Origin of the sequence: Aeribacillus sp. FSL K6-2848 (assembly GCF_038004325.1) — a bacterium.
GTDB lineage: Bacteria > Bacillota > Bacilli > Bacillales > Aeribacillaceae > Aeribacillus > Aeribacillus composti.
Genome location: NZ_JBBOQQ010000001.1, coordinates 1,395,399 through 1,411,406, shown reverse-complemented (window position 1 = coordinate 1,411,406; position 16,008 = coordinate 1,395,399). Strand labels below are relative to the sequence as shown.

Annotated in this window: 11 protein-coding genes and 1 pseudogene; 6 read left to right on the top strand and 6 right to left on the bottom strand. The window is 38.6% G+C overall.

Going from position 1 to position 16,008, the window contains the following annotated elements:
• Window positions 1-50: 50 nt before the first annotated feature.
• On the bottom strand, window positions 51-1,493 hold the full coding sequence (locus NSS70_RS07030) for a sucrose-specific PTS transporter subunit IIBC (RefSeq protein WP_117017468.1): 1,443 nt from the start codon (window positions 1,491-1,493) through the stop codon (window positions 51-53).
• Between the two features lie 96 nt (window positions 1,494-1,589).
• Window positions 1,590-2,588, bottom strand: a complete 999-nt coding sequence (locus NSS70_RS07025) for a LacI family DNA-binding transcriptional regulator (protein ID WP_066249868.1) — start codon at window positions 2,586-2,588, stop codon at window positions 1,590-1,592.
• Window positions 2,589-3,452: 864 nt separating this feature from the next.
• Here NSS70_RS07025 and NSS70_RS07020 point away from each other — a divergent pair.
• The 6 genes from NSS70_RS07020 (at window position 3,453) to NSS70_RS06995 (ending at window position 10,561) form a co-directional block, all read left to right on the top strand.
• Window positions 3,453-5,111: a hypothetical protein gene (locus NSS70_RS07020; RefSeq protein ID WP_340881138.1), complete on the top strand. Its 1,659-nt coding sequence runs from the start codon at window positions 3,453-3,455 to the stop codon at window positions 5,109-5,111.
• Window positions 5,112-5,121: 10 nt separating this feature from the next.
• Entirely contained in the window at window positions 5,122-5,538 is a 417-nt protein-coding gene (locus NSS70_RS07015; protein ID WP_181556890.1) for an immunity 70 family protein, read from the top strand.
• Window positions 5,539-5,697: 159 nt separating this feature from the next.
• Window positions 5,698-6,603 carry a transposase gene (locus tag NSS70_RS07010; protein ID WP_340881134.1) on the top strand — a complete coding sequence of 302 codons (906 nt, stop codon included), beginning with the start codon at window positions 5,698-5,700 and terminating at the stop codon, window positions 6,601-6,603.
• 20 nt (window positions 6,604-6,623) lie between these two features.
• Entirely contained in the window at window positions 6,624-7,019 is a 396-nt protein-coding gene (locus NSS70_RS07005) for a CDI toxin immunity protein (protein ID WP_063386457.1), read from the top strand.
• Between the two features lie 97 nt (window positions 7,020-7,116).
• A protein-coding gene (locus NSS70_RS07000) for an IS3 family transposase (RefSeq protein ID WP_445290580.1) occupies window positions 7,117-8,273 on the top strand; the annotation gives its coding sequence in 2 pieces (ribosomal slippage) (window positions 7,117-7,378 and window positions 7,378-8,273; 1,158 coding nt in all).
• A gap of 620 nt (window positions 8,274-8,893) precedes the next feature.
• Complete coding sequence (locus NSS70_RS06995) at window positions 8,894-10,561, top strand: IS1634 family transposase (protein ID WP_340881130.1); 1,668 nt, start codon at window positions 8,894-8,896, stop codon at window positions 10,559-10,561.
• 588 nt (window positions 10,562-11,149) lie between these two features.
• Here NSS70_RS06995 and NSS70_RS06990 read toward each other — a convergent pair.
• From NSS70_RS06990 to treC, 4 genes and pseudogenes are all read right to left on the bottom strand, one after another.
• Window positions 11,150-11,977, bottom strand: coding sequence for a hypothetical protein (locus NSS70_RS06990; RefSeq protein ID WP_339199300.1), 828 nt, complete (start codon window positions 11,975-11,977; stop codon window positions 11,150-11,152).
• A 262-nt stretch (window positions 11,978-12,239) separates the two neighbouring features.
• A pseudogene (locus NSS70_RS20815) lies at window positions 12,240-13,269 on the bottom strand (ISL3 family transposase); the annotation flags it as partial.
• Window positions 13,270-13,444: 175 nt separating this feature from the next.
• Window positions 13,445-14,191: a trehalose operon repressor gene (gene treR, locus NSS70_RS06975; protein WP_063386458.1), complete on the bottom strand. Its 747-nt coding sequence runs from the start codon at window positions 14,189-14,191 to the stop codon at window positions 13,445-13,447.
• A 23-nt stretch (window positions 14,192-14,214) separates the two neighbouring features.
• The gene (treC, locus tag NSS70_RS06970) at window positions 14,215-15,900 is read right to left on the bottom strand and encodes an alpha,alpha-phosphotrehalase (protein WP_327863910.1); all 1,686 of its coding nucleotides are present in this window, start codon (window positions 15,898-15,900) and stop codon (window positions 14,215-14,217) included.
• Window positions 15,901-16,008 lie beyond the last annotated feature (108 nt).

Here is a 16,008-nt window from a genome sequence, read left to right as displayed (position 1 = left end):
AACACAGGGCCTGACCTCTTTTTAAGGATCAGACCCCAATATTTAATTTATTAAGATGCTTTTTCTGCTGCTTGTTCTTTTTTCGCTGCACGTTTCGCTAAAATGATGGTTGTTACGAATGCAACGATGAATGAAATAACCATTCCAATTACGTATGGAGCTATGGAATCTGGACGAATTGAAATAATACCTGGTAAACCGGCTGCTCCAAGCGCAACAGCTTTTACTTTAAAGATCGTAATAAATGCGGCTGATACAGCTGCACCTGTAATAGCACCAATAAATGGATAACGTAGCTTCAAGTTAACACCAAACATAGAAGGCTCTGTAATTCCTAAAAGAGCCGAAATACCAGCTGCGGATGCAATACCTTTAATTTTCTTATCATTAATAATCATAAAAACAGCTAATGTTGCTGCACCTTGAGCTACGTTTGACATAGCCGCAACAGGGAAAATAAACGAACCACCTGTTTTAGCAAATTCTGCTAACAATTGTGTTTCAACTGCAATAAAGCTATGATGCATACCTGTAATAACGATTGGGGCATAAACTAAACCGAATAACGCACCACCAATGAGTCCCGTAGTATCATATAACCAAACAAGTCCGTCTGTTAATAAGTTACCTGCAGAACGAGTAATCGGTCCTACTGCTGTAAACGTTAAAATGCCTGTAATAAAAATCGTTAATAATGGCGTTAATAAGTTATCAAGTGCAGACGGAATATATTTGCGTAAGAATTGTTCTGTTTTCGCTAAAATAAAGGATGATGCTAATACAGGTAATACGGTCCCTTGATAACCGACTTTTTCAATTTCAAATCCGAAAATACTCCAAACTGGAATTTCACCGTTCGCTAAGGCGCTACCATAACCCCAACCATTTAATAAATCAGGGTGAACCATTAACATACCTAAAGTAGCTCCTAAGTACGGGTTACCACCAAAGCGCTGTGTAGCGGAGAAACCAATTAAAATTGGCAAAAAGACAAATGCCGCATTGGCAAATGTATTAATAAGTGCTGCTAAGTCCGCTATTTCTGGATAAGCATCAATGAGGGACTTACCTTCAATAAATAGATCCTTTGCCGTTAATACGTTATTAATTCCCATTAAAAGACCGCCAGCAACAATGGCAGGAATAATCGGAACGAAAATATCAGAAAGTAGCTTCACTAAACGTTGAATTGGATTTAAATTTTTCGCTCCAGCATCTTTCACATCTTTTGTAGACATTTCTTGAAGTCCAGTTAATTTGGTCAATTCTTGATAAACTTTGTTAACTGTACCTGACCCTAAAATAATTTGGAACTGTCCACCCGTTGAAAAAGTTCCTTTTACATCGTCCATTTTGTCAAGCGCTTCTTGATTTATTTTACTTTCATCATTTAAAACTAGACGTAAACGTGTCGCACAGTGAGCTGCAGCAGAAATATTATCTTTTCCACCAAGAGCTTCTAAAATTTCTTTTGCGATTTGATCGTATTTCATAGCTTCCTCCCCCATTTATTTAGTGGAACCGGTTCCATTTTTCACGATTTAGGAACCGGTTCCAAACTTTATGAAATGGAACCGGTTCCAGTCTGATTATAAGTCATTAGGAATGATGCTGTCAACGCTTTCTCGTTCAATAATTTCATATTTTGATAATGTTCTTTTTGGAACTGACTCCTCATTGACAAGCTTTACAATGTTTTGCGCTGCCATCTTTCCAGCCTCTTTAAAAAACAGTTTTACTGTTGTTAGCCCTGGGTGAATAATTTCCGTCACATCATATCCTCCAAAACCCGTAATAGAAACATCCTTTGGAATGCTCAATCCTTTTAATTGTGCTGCCCTTAAAGCACCGAGAGCAATATTATCCGTTGCACACACAATGCAAGTTGGCTGAAATCCTTCTAGCATTTCTGTTACTCTTTGTTGAGCAGCAAACATATTAAAACCTGTTTCAAAATAACGAACCTCACATCCTTCCGCTTCTGCTATTGCCCTTTTAAATCCTTCCTTTCTTCTTACTCCAACTGCTACATCCTTTTCGGTAACACCTAAGTAAGCAATTTTTCGATGCCCTTTCTCTAATACATATTTTCCAATTGCATAGCCTGCTTCCAAATCATTATGAATCAGACTATGTACATCAGGATGTTCTTGACCAACAAGAAGAATCGGGATGTTCACCTTTTCAAATGCCTCTAAATGTACTTGTGTAATTTGAGTAGCAAGTAAAATAATTCCCGCAACTTTTTGACTAGCCAAGCTATAAATCGTTTCAATTTCACGTTCAATTTGCTGATTCGTATTGGATATTAATAATTGAAAATTCAACTCTTTTAATTGTTCATCAATCCCAATTAAAGTATGCGATGCTGCATAGGAATCTAATCGCGGAACAATCGTTCCAATAAAATATGTTTTCTTAGCCTTTAAACTTTGTGCAAAAGGATTAGGTGTATATCCTGTTTCTTTAATGGCAAGTTCAATTTTTCTTTTTGTTGCTTCACTAACAGATCCACCATTTAAGTAGCGAGATACAGTGCTTTTGGAAACTCCCGAAATTTTTGCTATATCTGCAATAGTTTTATTCATTCCTAGTCCACCTCAAAAATGAGTTCTCTTTTTTTTATTATAATATTAAACCCATTTTTAATGCATGGGGTAACAAAATAAGCATTCGAGATTTAAAATCCTTGTGTTCCGAATAATAAAGCACTCGGTCATTCACCGATTGCTGCAAATTTGATAGGTTACTTCTAGGATCGATTGATTCCTCCACTTTTGCTGGGGATTTAAATCACTTCTGGAATCTTTCCCATCACTTTGGCTAGGGATTCAATCACTTTTAAGCACTTTCCCATCACTTTGGCTAGGGATTCAATCACTTTTAAACGCCATTCCATTACTTTCCCCTAACATTTTTACGCACCTTTCCATCACTTTGGCGGGTGATTCAATAATCAATCTTTTGTTTCCACTACTCGATCGACTCTCAACTTTTGAACATTAAATAGGTCAATGCCCTTATCTCAAGGATTTATGACTTTTCATCTCGATGATTCCGACTGGGTTCGAACCAGTGACCTCCACCCTGTTAAGGTGTAGTAGTAGGATAAATCATAGTCTAATAGAATGCAAAAAATTTATTTTTATCTTAAACAAAAAATACGCCAACAAACATATTATAAAACCAAAAAATCGACAACAAGCTGCCGTCAAGATTACCTGCAAAACAGAATCATTTATCCCCCTTCAAATTTTAAGGGGGATTTTTATTTTGAGACAATATGATTGGTCTCTATTACCTAAATAAGAAAATAATCTAGAAACCTCTTGGTAGTTTTTTCTTAAAATTCCCTTTTTTCATTTCTATTTACTAAAAATTCCTTTATCTGTCTTATAATGAAACAAAAAGCTTTTCCACTTGATGGAATCCATTTCGTTTCAATCGGAGGCATGGATACAGTGAATGTCAACTATATACCTTCAGAATGGGAAAGGACCAAGAAAGGCATTGGCGATCTGATCGGCCTTGGCGCATGGGGAAAAGGCATGATCGACAACTTAAAAGATATCAGCGATCTTTTGGAAGACGCCCAGTCAGACATAGCCAAATATGACAGCGATGGTGTCATCTCTTTCACCCATACCGATCGCAAAAGCCAATATCAAAGCTTATATGAGGATTTTCTTGTCATGCACCGCTTTAGCGGCCGCATCGGAGATATTGTCGACCGCACCATCGATGAGCCGTTTTATCAAGATATCGGTGCTTTTGTCGAAGCGATGCGCGACTTATCGATATCAAAGATCAAGACGAAAAACCACATCGGTGTTAAAGAAATAATCGTCGTTCCAGGAACTTATGGCTCACAGGAGACGATCGAAGTGCCGAAAGCGGAAGTTGGACTGGAAGATCTGTTCAGCGGCAGCAACTACTATGCCAGGCTAATGGAACGGGAATACGCCTCATGGAAAGAACTGAACACCCGCCATGACTTTTCGAAAAAAGAATATATACAGACGACATTGAATTCCCATGCTTTTCAGTATGAATCGATCAAAGAAGGACAGTTGAATAAAGAATTCTGGGGGCAAATAGCGGCGCTCGTCGTGATTGTCGGCGTCTCATTTATTTGTCCGCCGGCAGGGATGGCATTGGGCATGGCCTATGGTACACTGGAATTAAGCTCGGCCGTTTCCGGAAAAGACTGGATTTCAGGGAGGGAACTGGGAACAGGCGAAAGAGTATTCCGCGGTGTCCTCGCCCCATTGGATATCGTCCCTGGCGTCAGCGCGCTTTCGAAATTCAGCAGCACCGCCCGGTTCGCACCTCTTCTAGAAGCCATGGATCCCAAGCTATTTACAAGCTTGAAAGCTGGCTTGCACCAGAAATCACAACGTGCCTGCGACCTGATTGTCCATGCTGAAAAAGACATCGTTGCCCGCATTCGAAATGCGAAAGCATGGGCGAAGGAAATGCCGCAGCATTTGAAAACCGGCGCAGCAAACGGTGCGTTGCAAGTCGGCCGATTCGTAGACAACGCCGCAACAAACTTAAGACACCTCCTGCCAAGCCGGCAAATGGGATTGGCCATAGAAGGGGCTGGGAATGTTAAGGTTCCGGTGGAGAATAAGATTCAAGCTTGGTTAAGTAAGATGGATGGGATAAATGTAGGCGGAGGTAAAGCAGGCAACGATGGCATTGAACTTAGCACTAAGGGTATGGGTAATGCTAGACCGTCTTGGAGACAATCAGAAATTGACATAGGAAAAGAATATCCAGAATATAGTGCTCAAAAATCTTTCAAAAACGGAAAAGAAGTACCTTATGGGACAAAAGGAAGCTCAAGACCAGATTTTTATAGAGAAGGATTTAGTATAGAGGTAAAAAATTATAAAATTACTACCCCAAGTGGTAGAAGCAGATTAGTAAACAATATTTCTACCCAAGTTGAAAAACGATTAAGTGATTTGCCGAGAGGTACTAAACAAACTGTTATTATCGATATACGGGGACAAAACGTATCGGAAGAAATACTAGATGATTTGTATGATAGAATAATGAAAAAAACAAATGGTAAAGTAAATATTAGATTTAAAACTAATGAGTGAGGTGACAGAATTGGCTGTAGGTTTGAAAGTAAAATATTACTGGTATCCAATTGGTCATGGTGATTTTTTACATTCGTTTTTTTCAACAGTAAGCTATCATTTAGAGCCAAATGGTTGGGGAACAAAGTATCCTCTTTTATTAAACAAACTATATAATGGTAAACTTGAGTATAAATATATTAAAGATGTTATTAAAGAAATAGATGAAATTCAAGAAAGTTTGAAAAATTACAGTCCATCACAAGTCGTTTGGGATATCGAAGACCTTTCAAAAACACCTCCATGGGGAGATAATATAAGTGATGAAATTACAGACTTATCTAACTATTTTGTTACAAGTGATGGGGAAGATTTAATAACTATTTTAAAAAAAGCATTAAATAAAGCTTTAAAAATAAAGTCAGACATTGAAATAGAAAGTATTTAAGAAAGTTTAAACTATGATTTTTGAAGGGGCTGTCCAAAAAGTCAGGTAACTGACTTTTTGGAGCCCCTCATTTTTTCACTTTTAAAAAAATGCACAAAAAAATCGTCCTTTCTAGTAAAATGAAGTTGCGACACAACATTACAGAAAGGACGATTTTTTATGAGCAATCAAATGATTACTCCTGAAAATTATAACACACAAATGACACTTCCTCTAGATGGAAAAGAAGAAAAAACTTCTGCCAAAAGAAATTTAGCCCCTACTTTCAAACCATATGACAACCGTCAAGTTCAAATGATTTATGATATTGAATCGCTCATACCCGAACATCACGTGGCACGTGTCGTGGACGAAATGGTGGAGGCGATACCAGATGAGCAATTGTTTTCTCATTATAAAGGCGGCGGCAGAAGCTCCTATCATCCCAAAATGATGCTGAAAATCATTTTGTATGCTTATTCTCAAAAGGTTTATTCTTGTCGAGGAATCGAAAAACTCGTTAAAGAAAATATTCCTGCCATGTGGCTTTCAGCGATGCAACAACCAGATTTCCGGACAATCAACGAATTCCGAGGCGGACGGATGAAGGTCCTAATGGATGAGTTATTTGAAGCGATGATTCTGAAGCTGATTGAAGAAAATTACATCACGATGGAAAACTACTTTTTGGATGGTACTAAAATTGAAGCCAATGCCAATAAGTATTCTTTCGTGTGGAAAAAATCAACCTTGAAATTTGAAGCGAAGGTAAGAGAAAAAATTCAAGAAACACTTCAGTACATTCAAGAATTAACCCAATTAGAAGCAGGAACAGCACAAAAAGAGGCGAAAGAAGATCCAGAAATCACGGAACAGAACTTGGAAGCCATCGCTCAAAAATTAGAAGAAAAAGTCGAAATCCTAACAGAGGAAATCGAACAGGAATCTGATACAAAAGTTCGGAAGGAAAAACGAGCAGAACGCAAGAAATGGAAAAAACCTTTAAAACGGATTCGAGAAAATTTTTTACCTCGACTAGCCAAATACAAGGAACAGAATGAAATCTTTGGCGATCGTAACAGCTGAATAGATAAGGGGGAATTTGAATGAGTTTATTTGATGAATGTATTGAAGCACTAGGTGAGAATGTACACGTCTTATCTGATAGTGAGGGAGAGCAAGTACTAAGAGATTTTGAGAATTCTTTTCCATTTACTGAGTGGGGGCGTATTGAATGGGAGAAAGTGACTTATCATGCTAAAATGAATACAGTTGATGAGATCATCTCCTTTTTGAACCAAAACATTGATGAATACAGCAACGTTATATATGTTATTTGGGATGAAAGGACATTACCTATAATTCAATCTGAGTTAAATAAAGTATTTGAAGTTATAGATGATGTTACTGCTGTAAGTTTTGATACATGGATATTTTCACCATCTTCAGGATATGTTATTGAGATATTTCATGACGGTGAAGTAAGAATAGGATTGAAGTAAAATATCATTGAATTAACCCTCAAAAGGGGATGATGTTAGACTAAAAAGTAGACACAGATTATTATAGTAATAATAGACTGAAAAATGAGGTGTCTACATGACAAAAAAACAAAGGCGGTACGAGGAAGACTTTAAGCGTCAAACTGTTCGTTATATTTTGGAGGAAGCGAAATCCGTTGCACAAGTGGCTCGTGAGCTCAAAATTAACGAAAATACTCTTCACGGCTGGATGAAAAAATATAAGCAAGAACCTGAAATAACAGAAACCCAAACGTTTCGATCCGAAGACCACGAAGTTCGTGAACTGAAGAAACGTATTCGGGATCTGGAGGAGGAAAACTCCATCTTAAAAAAGGCGATGCACTTCTTCGCGAAAGACCATCGGTAAAATATTCATTTATCCATAAACATCGCTTCGATTACCGATTGGAGAAGATGTGCGAAGTATTGAAAGTTTCTCGAAGCGGTTATTATAAATGGCGTGATCGTCCCAAAAGTGCTAGACAAGAGCGTCGAGAAGAATTGACGCAGGAAGTGCGTCGTGTGTATATCGAATCTCGCCAACTGTATGGGAGTCCAAAGGTTGCCAAAAAGCTTAATCATGAAGGCATTAAGGTTTCACAGAAGACGGTTTCCCGCATAATGAACAAAGAGGGAATGAAGTCTCGTACCGTGAAAAAGCATAAGGCTACCACTAACTCAAAACATAACCATCCGGTCCACGAAAATGTCTTAAACCAACATTTTACTGTTACGAAACCAAATGAAGTATGGGTAGCTGATATCACATACATTCCAACGGATGAAGGTTGGCTTTATCTAGCTAGTATGATGGATTTGTATTCAAGGAAAATAGTCGGCTGGCATATAGACTGTTCCATGAAAAAGGAGCTAGTGTTAAGTGCTTTAAAGCAAGCCTATCAGCGTCAACAACCACAGGGTTCTATCCTCCATCATTCTGATCGAGGGAGTCAATATGCTTCAAATGACTATCAAGCTAAGCTAATGGAATACGGAATGAAATGTAGCATGAGCCGCAAAGGAAATTGTTATGACAACGCTTGTATTGAATCATTTCATGGGATAATAAAAAAAGAACTAATCTATCAGACTCGTTATAAAACAAGGGAAGAAGCAAAAAAGAGCATATTTGAGTATATAGAAATATTTTACAATAATAAACGTATTCACTCCGCAACAGAGTATTTTTCACCATCTGAATACGAACGTATGTACGGCAAAAAGGGAGCTTAATGAGCATATTAATAGAATAGTTAGACCCGAAAATTTACCTTTTAAAAATAATTAGGACAACGTCGTAATTACTTTTAAAAGGCCACCAAGCGATAGCGCGGTAGCTGCGAAAAAAATTTATAAATTTTTGTGTCTACTTTATTGACCTAATATCAGGGAATATAAATTCTCTTTTGAGGATTTTCTACTAGTGACGTAGTGCCGAACGAGCTGCTAGTGATACAATTTGTGCATGTAATCTATTCAAGTTCTATATGATAATTTTTAGAGTTATCTTGTACGCACAAAATGTGTATAAAAAAGATGCCCTATTTTACAATTTTCATCAAATATAACCCGCTGAAAAATTATCAGTTACTACCGCCCGAGTTCGACAGTTTTGAGGCCATTTTAGGCAAATGAAAATGGCCAAAATGCTGTTATATCAAAGATTTCGCGATGCGGATCCTAGACCCGAGTTCGACAGTTTTGAGGCCATTTTAGGCAAATGAAAATGGCCAAAATGCTGTTATATCAAAGATTTCGCGATGCGGATCCTAGAAAAAAACACTGAATTTCATAGGCACACGACTTGTTTATTTTAACTTTTAAAACAGCTGAATATCGGTTATAATATAGGCATGTACATACGGCGAGTAACACGCAAAAACAAAGATGGAACGACCGTGGCGTATCTCCAGCTTGCTCACAACGAATGGGATCCGAAGGCCAAATATGCGAAAGCGAAGGTGATTTATTCGTTTGGGCGCGAAGACGAGGTGGATCGCGCTGTCTTGGAGCGTCTGGCCAAAAGCATTTCGCGATTCCTTTCTCCTGAGCAGGCTTGGGAAATCGAGACGTTGACAGGAGAAGTGTCGGATGACTTTCAGTTTCAATCAAGCAAACGCCTTGGTGGCACTTGGCTTTTGGATCAGCTCTGGATACAACTGGGATTGGGAGAGATTCTCCACTCCTTGTTTGCCTCCCGACATCATCAGATTCCGTTGGAACGGCTGATTTTTGCCATGGTGGCGAATCGTGCCCTTCATCCGTCAAGCAAGTTGGCGATGGAGGAGTGGGTGGAGAAAGACGTGCATATCCCTCATCTTCCCCAAGTCGCCAGCCACCAGTTGTACCGGGCGATGGATGAGCTGCTGGCTGTGCAGCCGGAATTGGAACGCCAAGTGTTCCATGCCGTGGCCGATTTATTGAACCTGGAAGTCGATTTGATTTACTTTGATACGACTTCGTCGTACTTCGAAGTGGATCCATCCGAAACACCAGAAGGAGAATCGCTTCGAAAGCAGGGGTTTTCCAAAGATAAGCGTCCCGATTTGGTCCAAATCGTCATTGGACTGGCCGTTACCCGGGAAGGAGTCCCCATTCGCGCTTGGGTATGGCCTGGCAATACGATGGATATGACGGTCATCAAACAGGTGAAACAAGACTTGATTGGCTGGAAGCTTGGGCGTGTGATCAGCGTGATGGACCGCGGATTTTCGTCTGAAGAGAATTTGCGAATCTTGCAACAGGCCGGGGGACACTACATTGTCGGCGAAAAAATGCGGTCCGGCAAAACCGCCGTCGAAGAGGCCCTAAACCGTCGCGGGCGCTACCAACAAGTTCGCGAGAACTTGCATATCAAAGAAATCATCGTGGGCGACGGAGAAGCGCGTCAGCGCTATGTTCTCGTGTACAATCCCAGCGAAGCCGAACGCCAACGCAAGGAACGGGAAAAGCTGCTCGAATCGCTGAAAGAGGAGTTGGAGGGGCTTCGCCAACTCCCCAATGAAGCTCATCATAAGGCCACCTGCCGGCTGCGTTCCCATCCGTCCTACGGAAAATACTTGCGTCAATTGAAGGATGGAACGCTTCGCATCGACAAGCAAGCGGTTCGTGAAGCGGAAAAGTACGATGGCAAATATCTCATCCGAACCTCCGATGACACCTTGTCTGCCGAGGATGTCGCGCTCGGGTATAAGCAACTGGTGGATATCGAGCAGGCCTTTCGGACGTTGAAATCAACACTCGAGCTGCGCCCCATGTATCATCGCTTGGAAGACCGTATCCGGGCGCATGTGCTGCTCAGTTGGCTGGCTCTCTTGCTGGTTCGGATCGTGGAGATCCGAACTCATGAATCGTGGCCGAAAGTAAGAGACGAATGCGAGCGTCTCATGCTTGGACATTTTTCTTCAAAAAACGGCGACCTTTATCAACGAACCGAACTGACGGCCAAACAAGCGCTATTCCTTGCGGCTCTAGGGCTGGAACCTCCTCCAAAGATTCTAGGCATCCACCCTCGCACCTAGATACACGCCCGAAGTGTGCCCAAATGCCTCCGATCCCTTTTGTATCAAGGGGCGAGAGGCATTTTGTTTGCCTAGTGACTGTCGAACTCGGGTACCGTTTTTTTCGCCAAAAACCTTACCCTTGTTTTCCCACCATTTTATAAAAATTTTTTTCGTAACTTTTTCTTCGCTACCACCGATTACTATAGCGAGAGGATTACTCCACCTCGATTAACTCCTGGATGTCTAATAAATTTTTGATTAGGAAAATAATCTATAGACTGTTACCCATTTTCCACACTTAACCCTTGTTGCTAAGATAATTAAATGGCAGTCATTATATTTAAAATAGATTCAGGACCAATAATAAATTTAAAACATAAAAATAAAATTCCACTCTGGATTTTCAGACAAATGATGAATCGGGAACTTTTTGAAAGTATTTTGTTTTTTTCATCAAGAGAGTTAAAAATTCTTTTAGCATTTTCTTTGTTTTAATAATACTTCACATGCAAAGTAGATGTTTTTATTTGGTTATGTTAACATTTTCAGCCCCCTTAATTGACGTCTGATAAAATTATTCACACTTTTTCTTTTATAATAAATTGTCTAGACATCCATTACTGCTTCAAAAACATTTTTTGGTATTGAACCAGATATTGGATTATATTCGTTCCAATTGCCAAAATCATTTCTATAAATAACAAAAGCTTCAAGATAACTGTTTAATAAGTAGACTTCGTTTTCTATAATTTCAATTGTTTCAAATGCCTCTATATTTTCAATTAATCTATTTGCTTTCCTCTCCATTTTTTGTAATTCTTTCATATTAGTAACAGAGGAATTTAATATTTTAGGAGTAGAGTTTTCAAGTTTGTTACCACGTTTACTTGCAATCTCATTTTCCAATACATTCATTAGCTTTTGTACTTTTATTGAAAGTCTATTGATCGAATCTTCGGCAATACCAAATTTTTCTATATTATCATTTAACCAAGCAAGAAAAGTATAGCCATTTGTATTGTATGGAGAATATTTCCTATGATATTCTTTGTGTAATGTTTTATTGAGTAAAATCGCGTTATCAGGGTGGTAAGCAAGCTCAGGATATTTTCTTATACTATACAAATGATGAACCACAACGTTTTTAGTATCGTTAGTAAGTTCGCATTTCCCATCATTATATTTTTTTACTTTTTGCAAATATAAGTTATATTCTTTAGTTTTACGACTAATATTTTCATCAATCTCACAAATTGGACATTGTTTATTTTTTAGAAATTCGTCAGGTTTCATTTCAAAAAAGTGACCAGCTATACACTGATAAACAGCTTTTTCATTCGGATTATTTGGGTATTTTATTAATATGAATTTATAGTTGTGAGAATCTTCTTCAAGAATATGTACTTCTTTACGATGTTCATCTATAGTTTGCATAACCATCCTCCGTTTATATTTTTATATGATATAAAAAACAAATTTTTCACAAATATTTGTTTTATTTTTATTTTATCAAATAATTGGTGAAATATAGAGAATCTTGTAAATAAGTTTATAAAAAAAATCAAATTTTAATAGAAAAGAGAAAATTTGAATTTTACGAACATAATGTATTATAAGTCATTATTTTTGGTCTCTTCACCATTTTCTGTGATTTGTACACAAACCTTGCATCATGTTAACTGCTGAAGAAGAGCCCTTAAGCAATTTGATCAACATTCGTATTCCCTGTACATTCCAAAAATAAACGAAGTCGAAAACGCTTTAGATTCCGATATCCATAAGCCCTCCGTTTTATATGTTTGATTTTATGATTGGTTCCTTCTGTTCGGGCATTCGTGTGTGGAGATAAGAAATATTGGAGTATGGGTGCTTTCCACTTTTCTAATGTGTTGGCCACTTTATAAAAAGATGAGTAAGGACTATTCCGTGCTAATTGAATCCATTCTTCTAAAAGATCATGGGCATCATTGTAATCGGTCAATTTATAGAAATCTCGAAATAGTTCCTTTAAATCGTAAGCACAAGCAAGTTCTGGGTACTCTTCTAAGATTTCTTCCAAGCGTGCTTTCTGATGATCCTGTAGTGATTCATATCCTTTCAACAGGAGGAATCTTGCTTTTTTTAGTTTTAGTTTTGCAAATCCTTTTCTAACTTTGTCTAAGGCTTGTGTGACTTTTTGAACAACTTGGTATTGATCAATGACGATCGTCGCTAAAGGAAAGACGGATTGAACGCTTTATGATAAGGCTCCCAAATGTCAAAAACGATGGTTTAAACCGTTTGGGAGGAAAGGACATTCTGATTGAATAGTTGAATGGTGGAATCACAATCTCGGTCTTTATGCATTCCGATGACACAGCCTAATTTCGCCTCTGTCAAAACGGTTTCGTATCGATGACCTTTTCGTACAGACACCTCATCTAAACTTAAAACCAGTTCATCCTTATCTAAAGCTTCATGAATTTGTTTTTGATGAAGGGCAGCTTTTTCTTGAGCGACCGAGTAGTACATTCTCTCTAAGGTCGAATACGGAATCTTTTGTTTTCGACTTACATCTTGTATAGTTGTATCCTGACATAATTCAAACAAGTATTCACGATACCTATTCGTTTGGTGTTTATTAGGTTGAATCGACTCATAAGGCTCCGAGAATACCGATTAACAATTTTGGCATTGATATCGTTTGACCAGCACAATAAACACACAGAATGATTGAGAATAGGAAGAACTTTCAATATAATGGAAATATCAATGAAAAACATCAGTTTAGATTTCTAGGAGCCGTGCAATATAAGTAATTATAAACACCTTGAATGAGTGTTCGACACTCTTTCAAGGTCAGCTTGTCAACAAAGTCTACAAGCTGAGTGGAGAAAAACAACTCGTTTTTCTCCACTGGCTTCATTTTAAGGACTTATCGGACATCCCCGGGTGATGAGTACGCCGCGCAAAATCAACAAACCGAAATTTATCGAGCCGATGTCTCGATTCGGTATACTGAAACAAGCTCGCATCTTCTAAGTAGACAAAATTTTTCACCACTACTACATGCTCGTAGCCGTTTAAATCCATATATTTTTGATCCTCAGCTGTCACTCGGTCGACAAACATTTCTTTTTTCGCAAAGCTAATGCGAAGCTTTAATTCATTTTCGATATATTCATAAATCGAATTTTCACAAATGCCGCGCGTCAATGTTGGAACGAATTTTTGGCAAAGAAAGTCCTTGTCTAAAATAATTTTCTCTTCTTCTATTTCCCTAGCACGAATCACTTTCCAAACTTTTTCCTTATTTTCGGTTTCCAATTGTCTTTTAATATATTCATCAGGCTCGATCAATTCCAGTTCATGTACGATCGTTCTTGCCGGCTTGTTCATTTTTTGCGCCAATTCTTTAAAGCTGACAAGTCCAGAGACAGGAAAATCATATTTTCCTACATCTAACACAATCGAACCTTTTCCTTTTATTTTTTGAATATAGCCATGCTCTGATAGAAGATTGAGCGCTTTGCGAATCGTCTCACGCGATGTTTGATACCGCTGGGACAATTCATTTTCAGAAGGCAGCTTTTCGTTCGGCTGAAAAATGCCTTTGCGAATATGAAGCAAAAGGTCGTTGTAAATCGCCATAAATTTATTTTCCTTCATAGTCATCACCGAATTGTATAGTATCATTTTGTTAAATGATACACAATCGCTTCATATGGACGCAACATGATTTCTTGTACATGTTCAGAAGAGTCATTATAGTTGGAAAGCAGGATACGGCTTGTATATCCGTTTATATCAAGCTCATTCGGCAAAACAAATTCTGTTTGGCCGCCAAAAAAGTTGGCCACTACTAGAAGCTTTTCACCATCTCCATTGCGCACATAAGCAAAAATTTGCGGATGATCCTCTAACAATAGCTGATAGTTTCCTGTTGTAATAATGTCATAGTTCTTTCGCAATTCAATCAAACGTTTGTAATGGTAAAAAATCGATGTTGGATCCTCTAATGCTTTTTTCACATTAATCTCTTTAAAATTCGGCGCGACATGAATCCAAGGAGTCCCAGTTGTGAATCCGGCATGCGGACTGTCGTCCCATTGCATAGGTGTCCGTGAATTATCGCGCGATTTACATTTTAAAATTTCAAGCACCTCTGCTTCTGTTTTTCCTTGCTCAAGCAAAATTTTATACATATTTAATGTTTCCACATCTCGGTATTCTTCAATTCGCTCAAACTTCGGGTTGGTCATGCCAATTTCTTCACCTTGGTAAATATATGGTGTTCCTTGCATCATATGAATAACTGTTGCCAGCATCTTCGCCGATTCTTTATGATATGCTCCATCATTGCCATAGCGCGACACAATTCTCGGCTGGTCATGGTTGCACCAGAAGAGCGCATTCCAGCCTCCGCCTTTATTCATCTCCACTTGCCAAGTAGATAAAATTCGTTTTAGAGCCAGAAAATCGAATGGAGCTGCCACCCATTTTTCACCATTTGGGTAGTCTACCTTTAAATGGTGGAAGTTAAACGTCATATTCAATTCGTTCCGTGCTGGATTAGTATATTGAATGCAATGGTCAATGGTGGTCGATGACATCTCACCGACTGTCATAATATCATATTTAGAAAATACTTCCCTATTCATTTCCTGCAAAAACTCATGGATGCGCGGACCGTCTGTATAAAATCGGCGGCCGTCACCCAATGGCAGGGATTCGTCATCATCGAGAAAACGTTGATCTTTCGAAATCAAATTAATGACATCTAAGCGAAAGCCATCAATTCCCTTTTGAAACCAAAAATGCATCATTTCATAAATCGTTTTGCGCAGCTCTTCATTTTCCCAATTTAAGTCGGCCTGAGTTACATCAAACAAGTGCAGATAATATTGTCCCGTTTGCTCATCATACTCCCAAGCCGATCCGCCAAATTTGGATTTCCAGTTTGTTGGGGCACTGCCGTCTGGTTTGGCATCCTTCCAAATATAAAAATGGCGGTAGCGGTTTTCTTTTGACGAACGCGCCTGCTGAAACCACTCATGATCGGTCGAGGTATGGTTTACGACCATGTCCATTATCACTTTGATACCGCGCCGATGGGCTTCAGCAAGCAAACGCTCGAAATCCTCCATTGTTCCATAATCTTGATGAATGCTAAAATAATCACTAATATCATAGCCGTTATCTCGCTGCGGCGAAGCATAAATAGGCGTCAGCCAAATGACGTCAATCCCTAATGTCTTTAAATAGTCTAATTTCTCGATAATCCCTTGCAAATCTCCTATTCCATTTCCCGTCGTGTCTTTAAAGCTTTTCGGATAAATTTGATAAACAACGGCTTTTTTCCACCATGGCTGCTTCAATGAATATCACCTCGTTTATAATTTTGAGACTATCGGGAAAAACGATACCATTGGCGGTTATTCACCAATGGTATGAATCTTTGATTATTCATATTTATTATTTAGAAC

Excerpts from the sequence above, each read along its gene's own strand:
- NSS70_RS07025 (WP_066249868.1), bottom strand. The coding sequence starts at position 2,588 with ATGAATAAAACTATTGCAGATATAGCAAAAATTTCGGGAGTTTCCAAA.
- NSS70_RS06995 (WP_340881130.1), top strand. The coding sequence starts at position 8,894 with ATGTACATACGGCGAGTAACACGCAAAAACAAAGATGGAACGACCGTG.
- treR (WP_063386458.1), bottom strand. The coding sequence starts at position 14,191 with ATGAAGGAAAATAAATTTATGGCGATTTACAACGACCTTTTGCTTCAT.
- NSS70_RS07030 (WP_117017468.1), bottom strand. The coding sequence starts at position 1,493 with ATGAAATACGATCAAATCGCAAAAGAAATTTTAGAAGCTCTTGGTGGA.
- NSS70_RS07020 (WP_340881138.1), top strand. The coding sequence starts at position 3,453 with ATGGATACAGTGAATGTCAACTATATACCTTCAGAATGGGAAAGGACC.
- NSS70_RS06990 (WP_339199300.1), bottom strand. The coding sequence starts at position 11,977 with ATGCAAACTATAGATGAACATCGTAAAGAAGTACATATTCTTGAAGAA.
- NSS70_RS07010 (WP_340881134.1), top strand. The coding sequence starts at position 5,698 with ATGAGCAATCAAATGATTACTCCTGAAAATTATAACACACAAATGACA.
- NSS70_RS07005 (WP_063386457.1), top strand. The coding sequence starts at position 6,624 with ATGAGTTTATTTGATGAATGTATTGAAGCACTAGGTGAGAATGTACAC.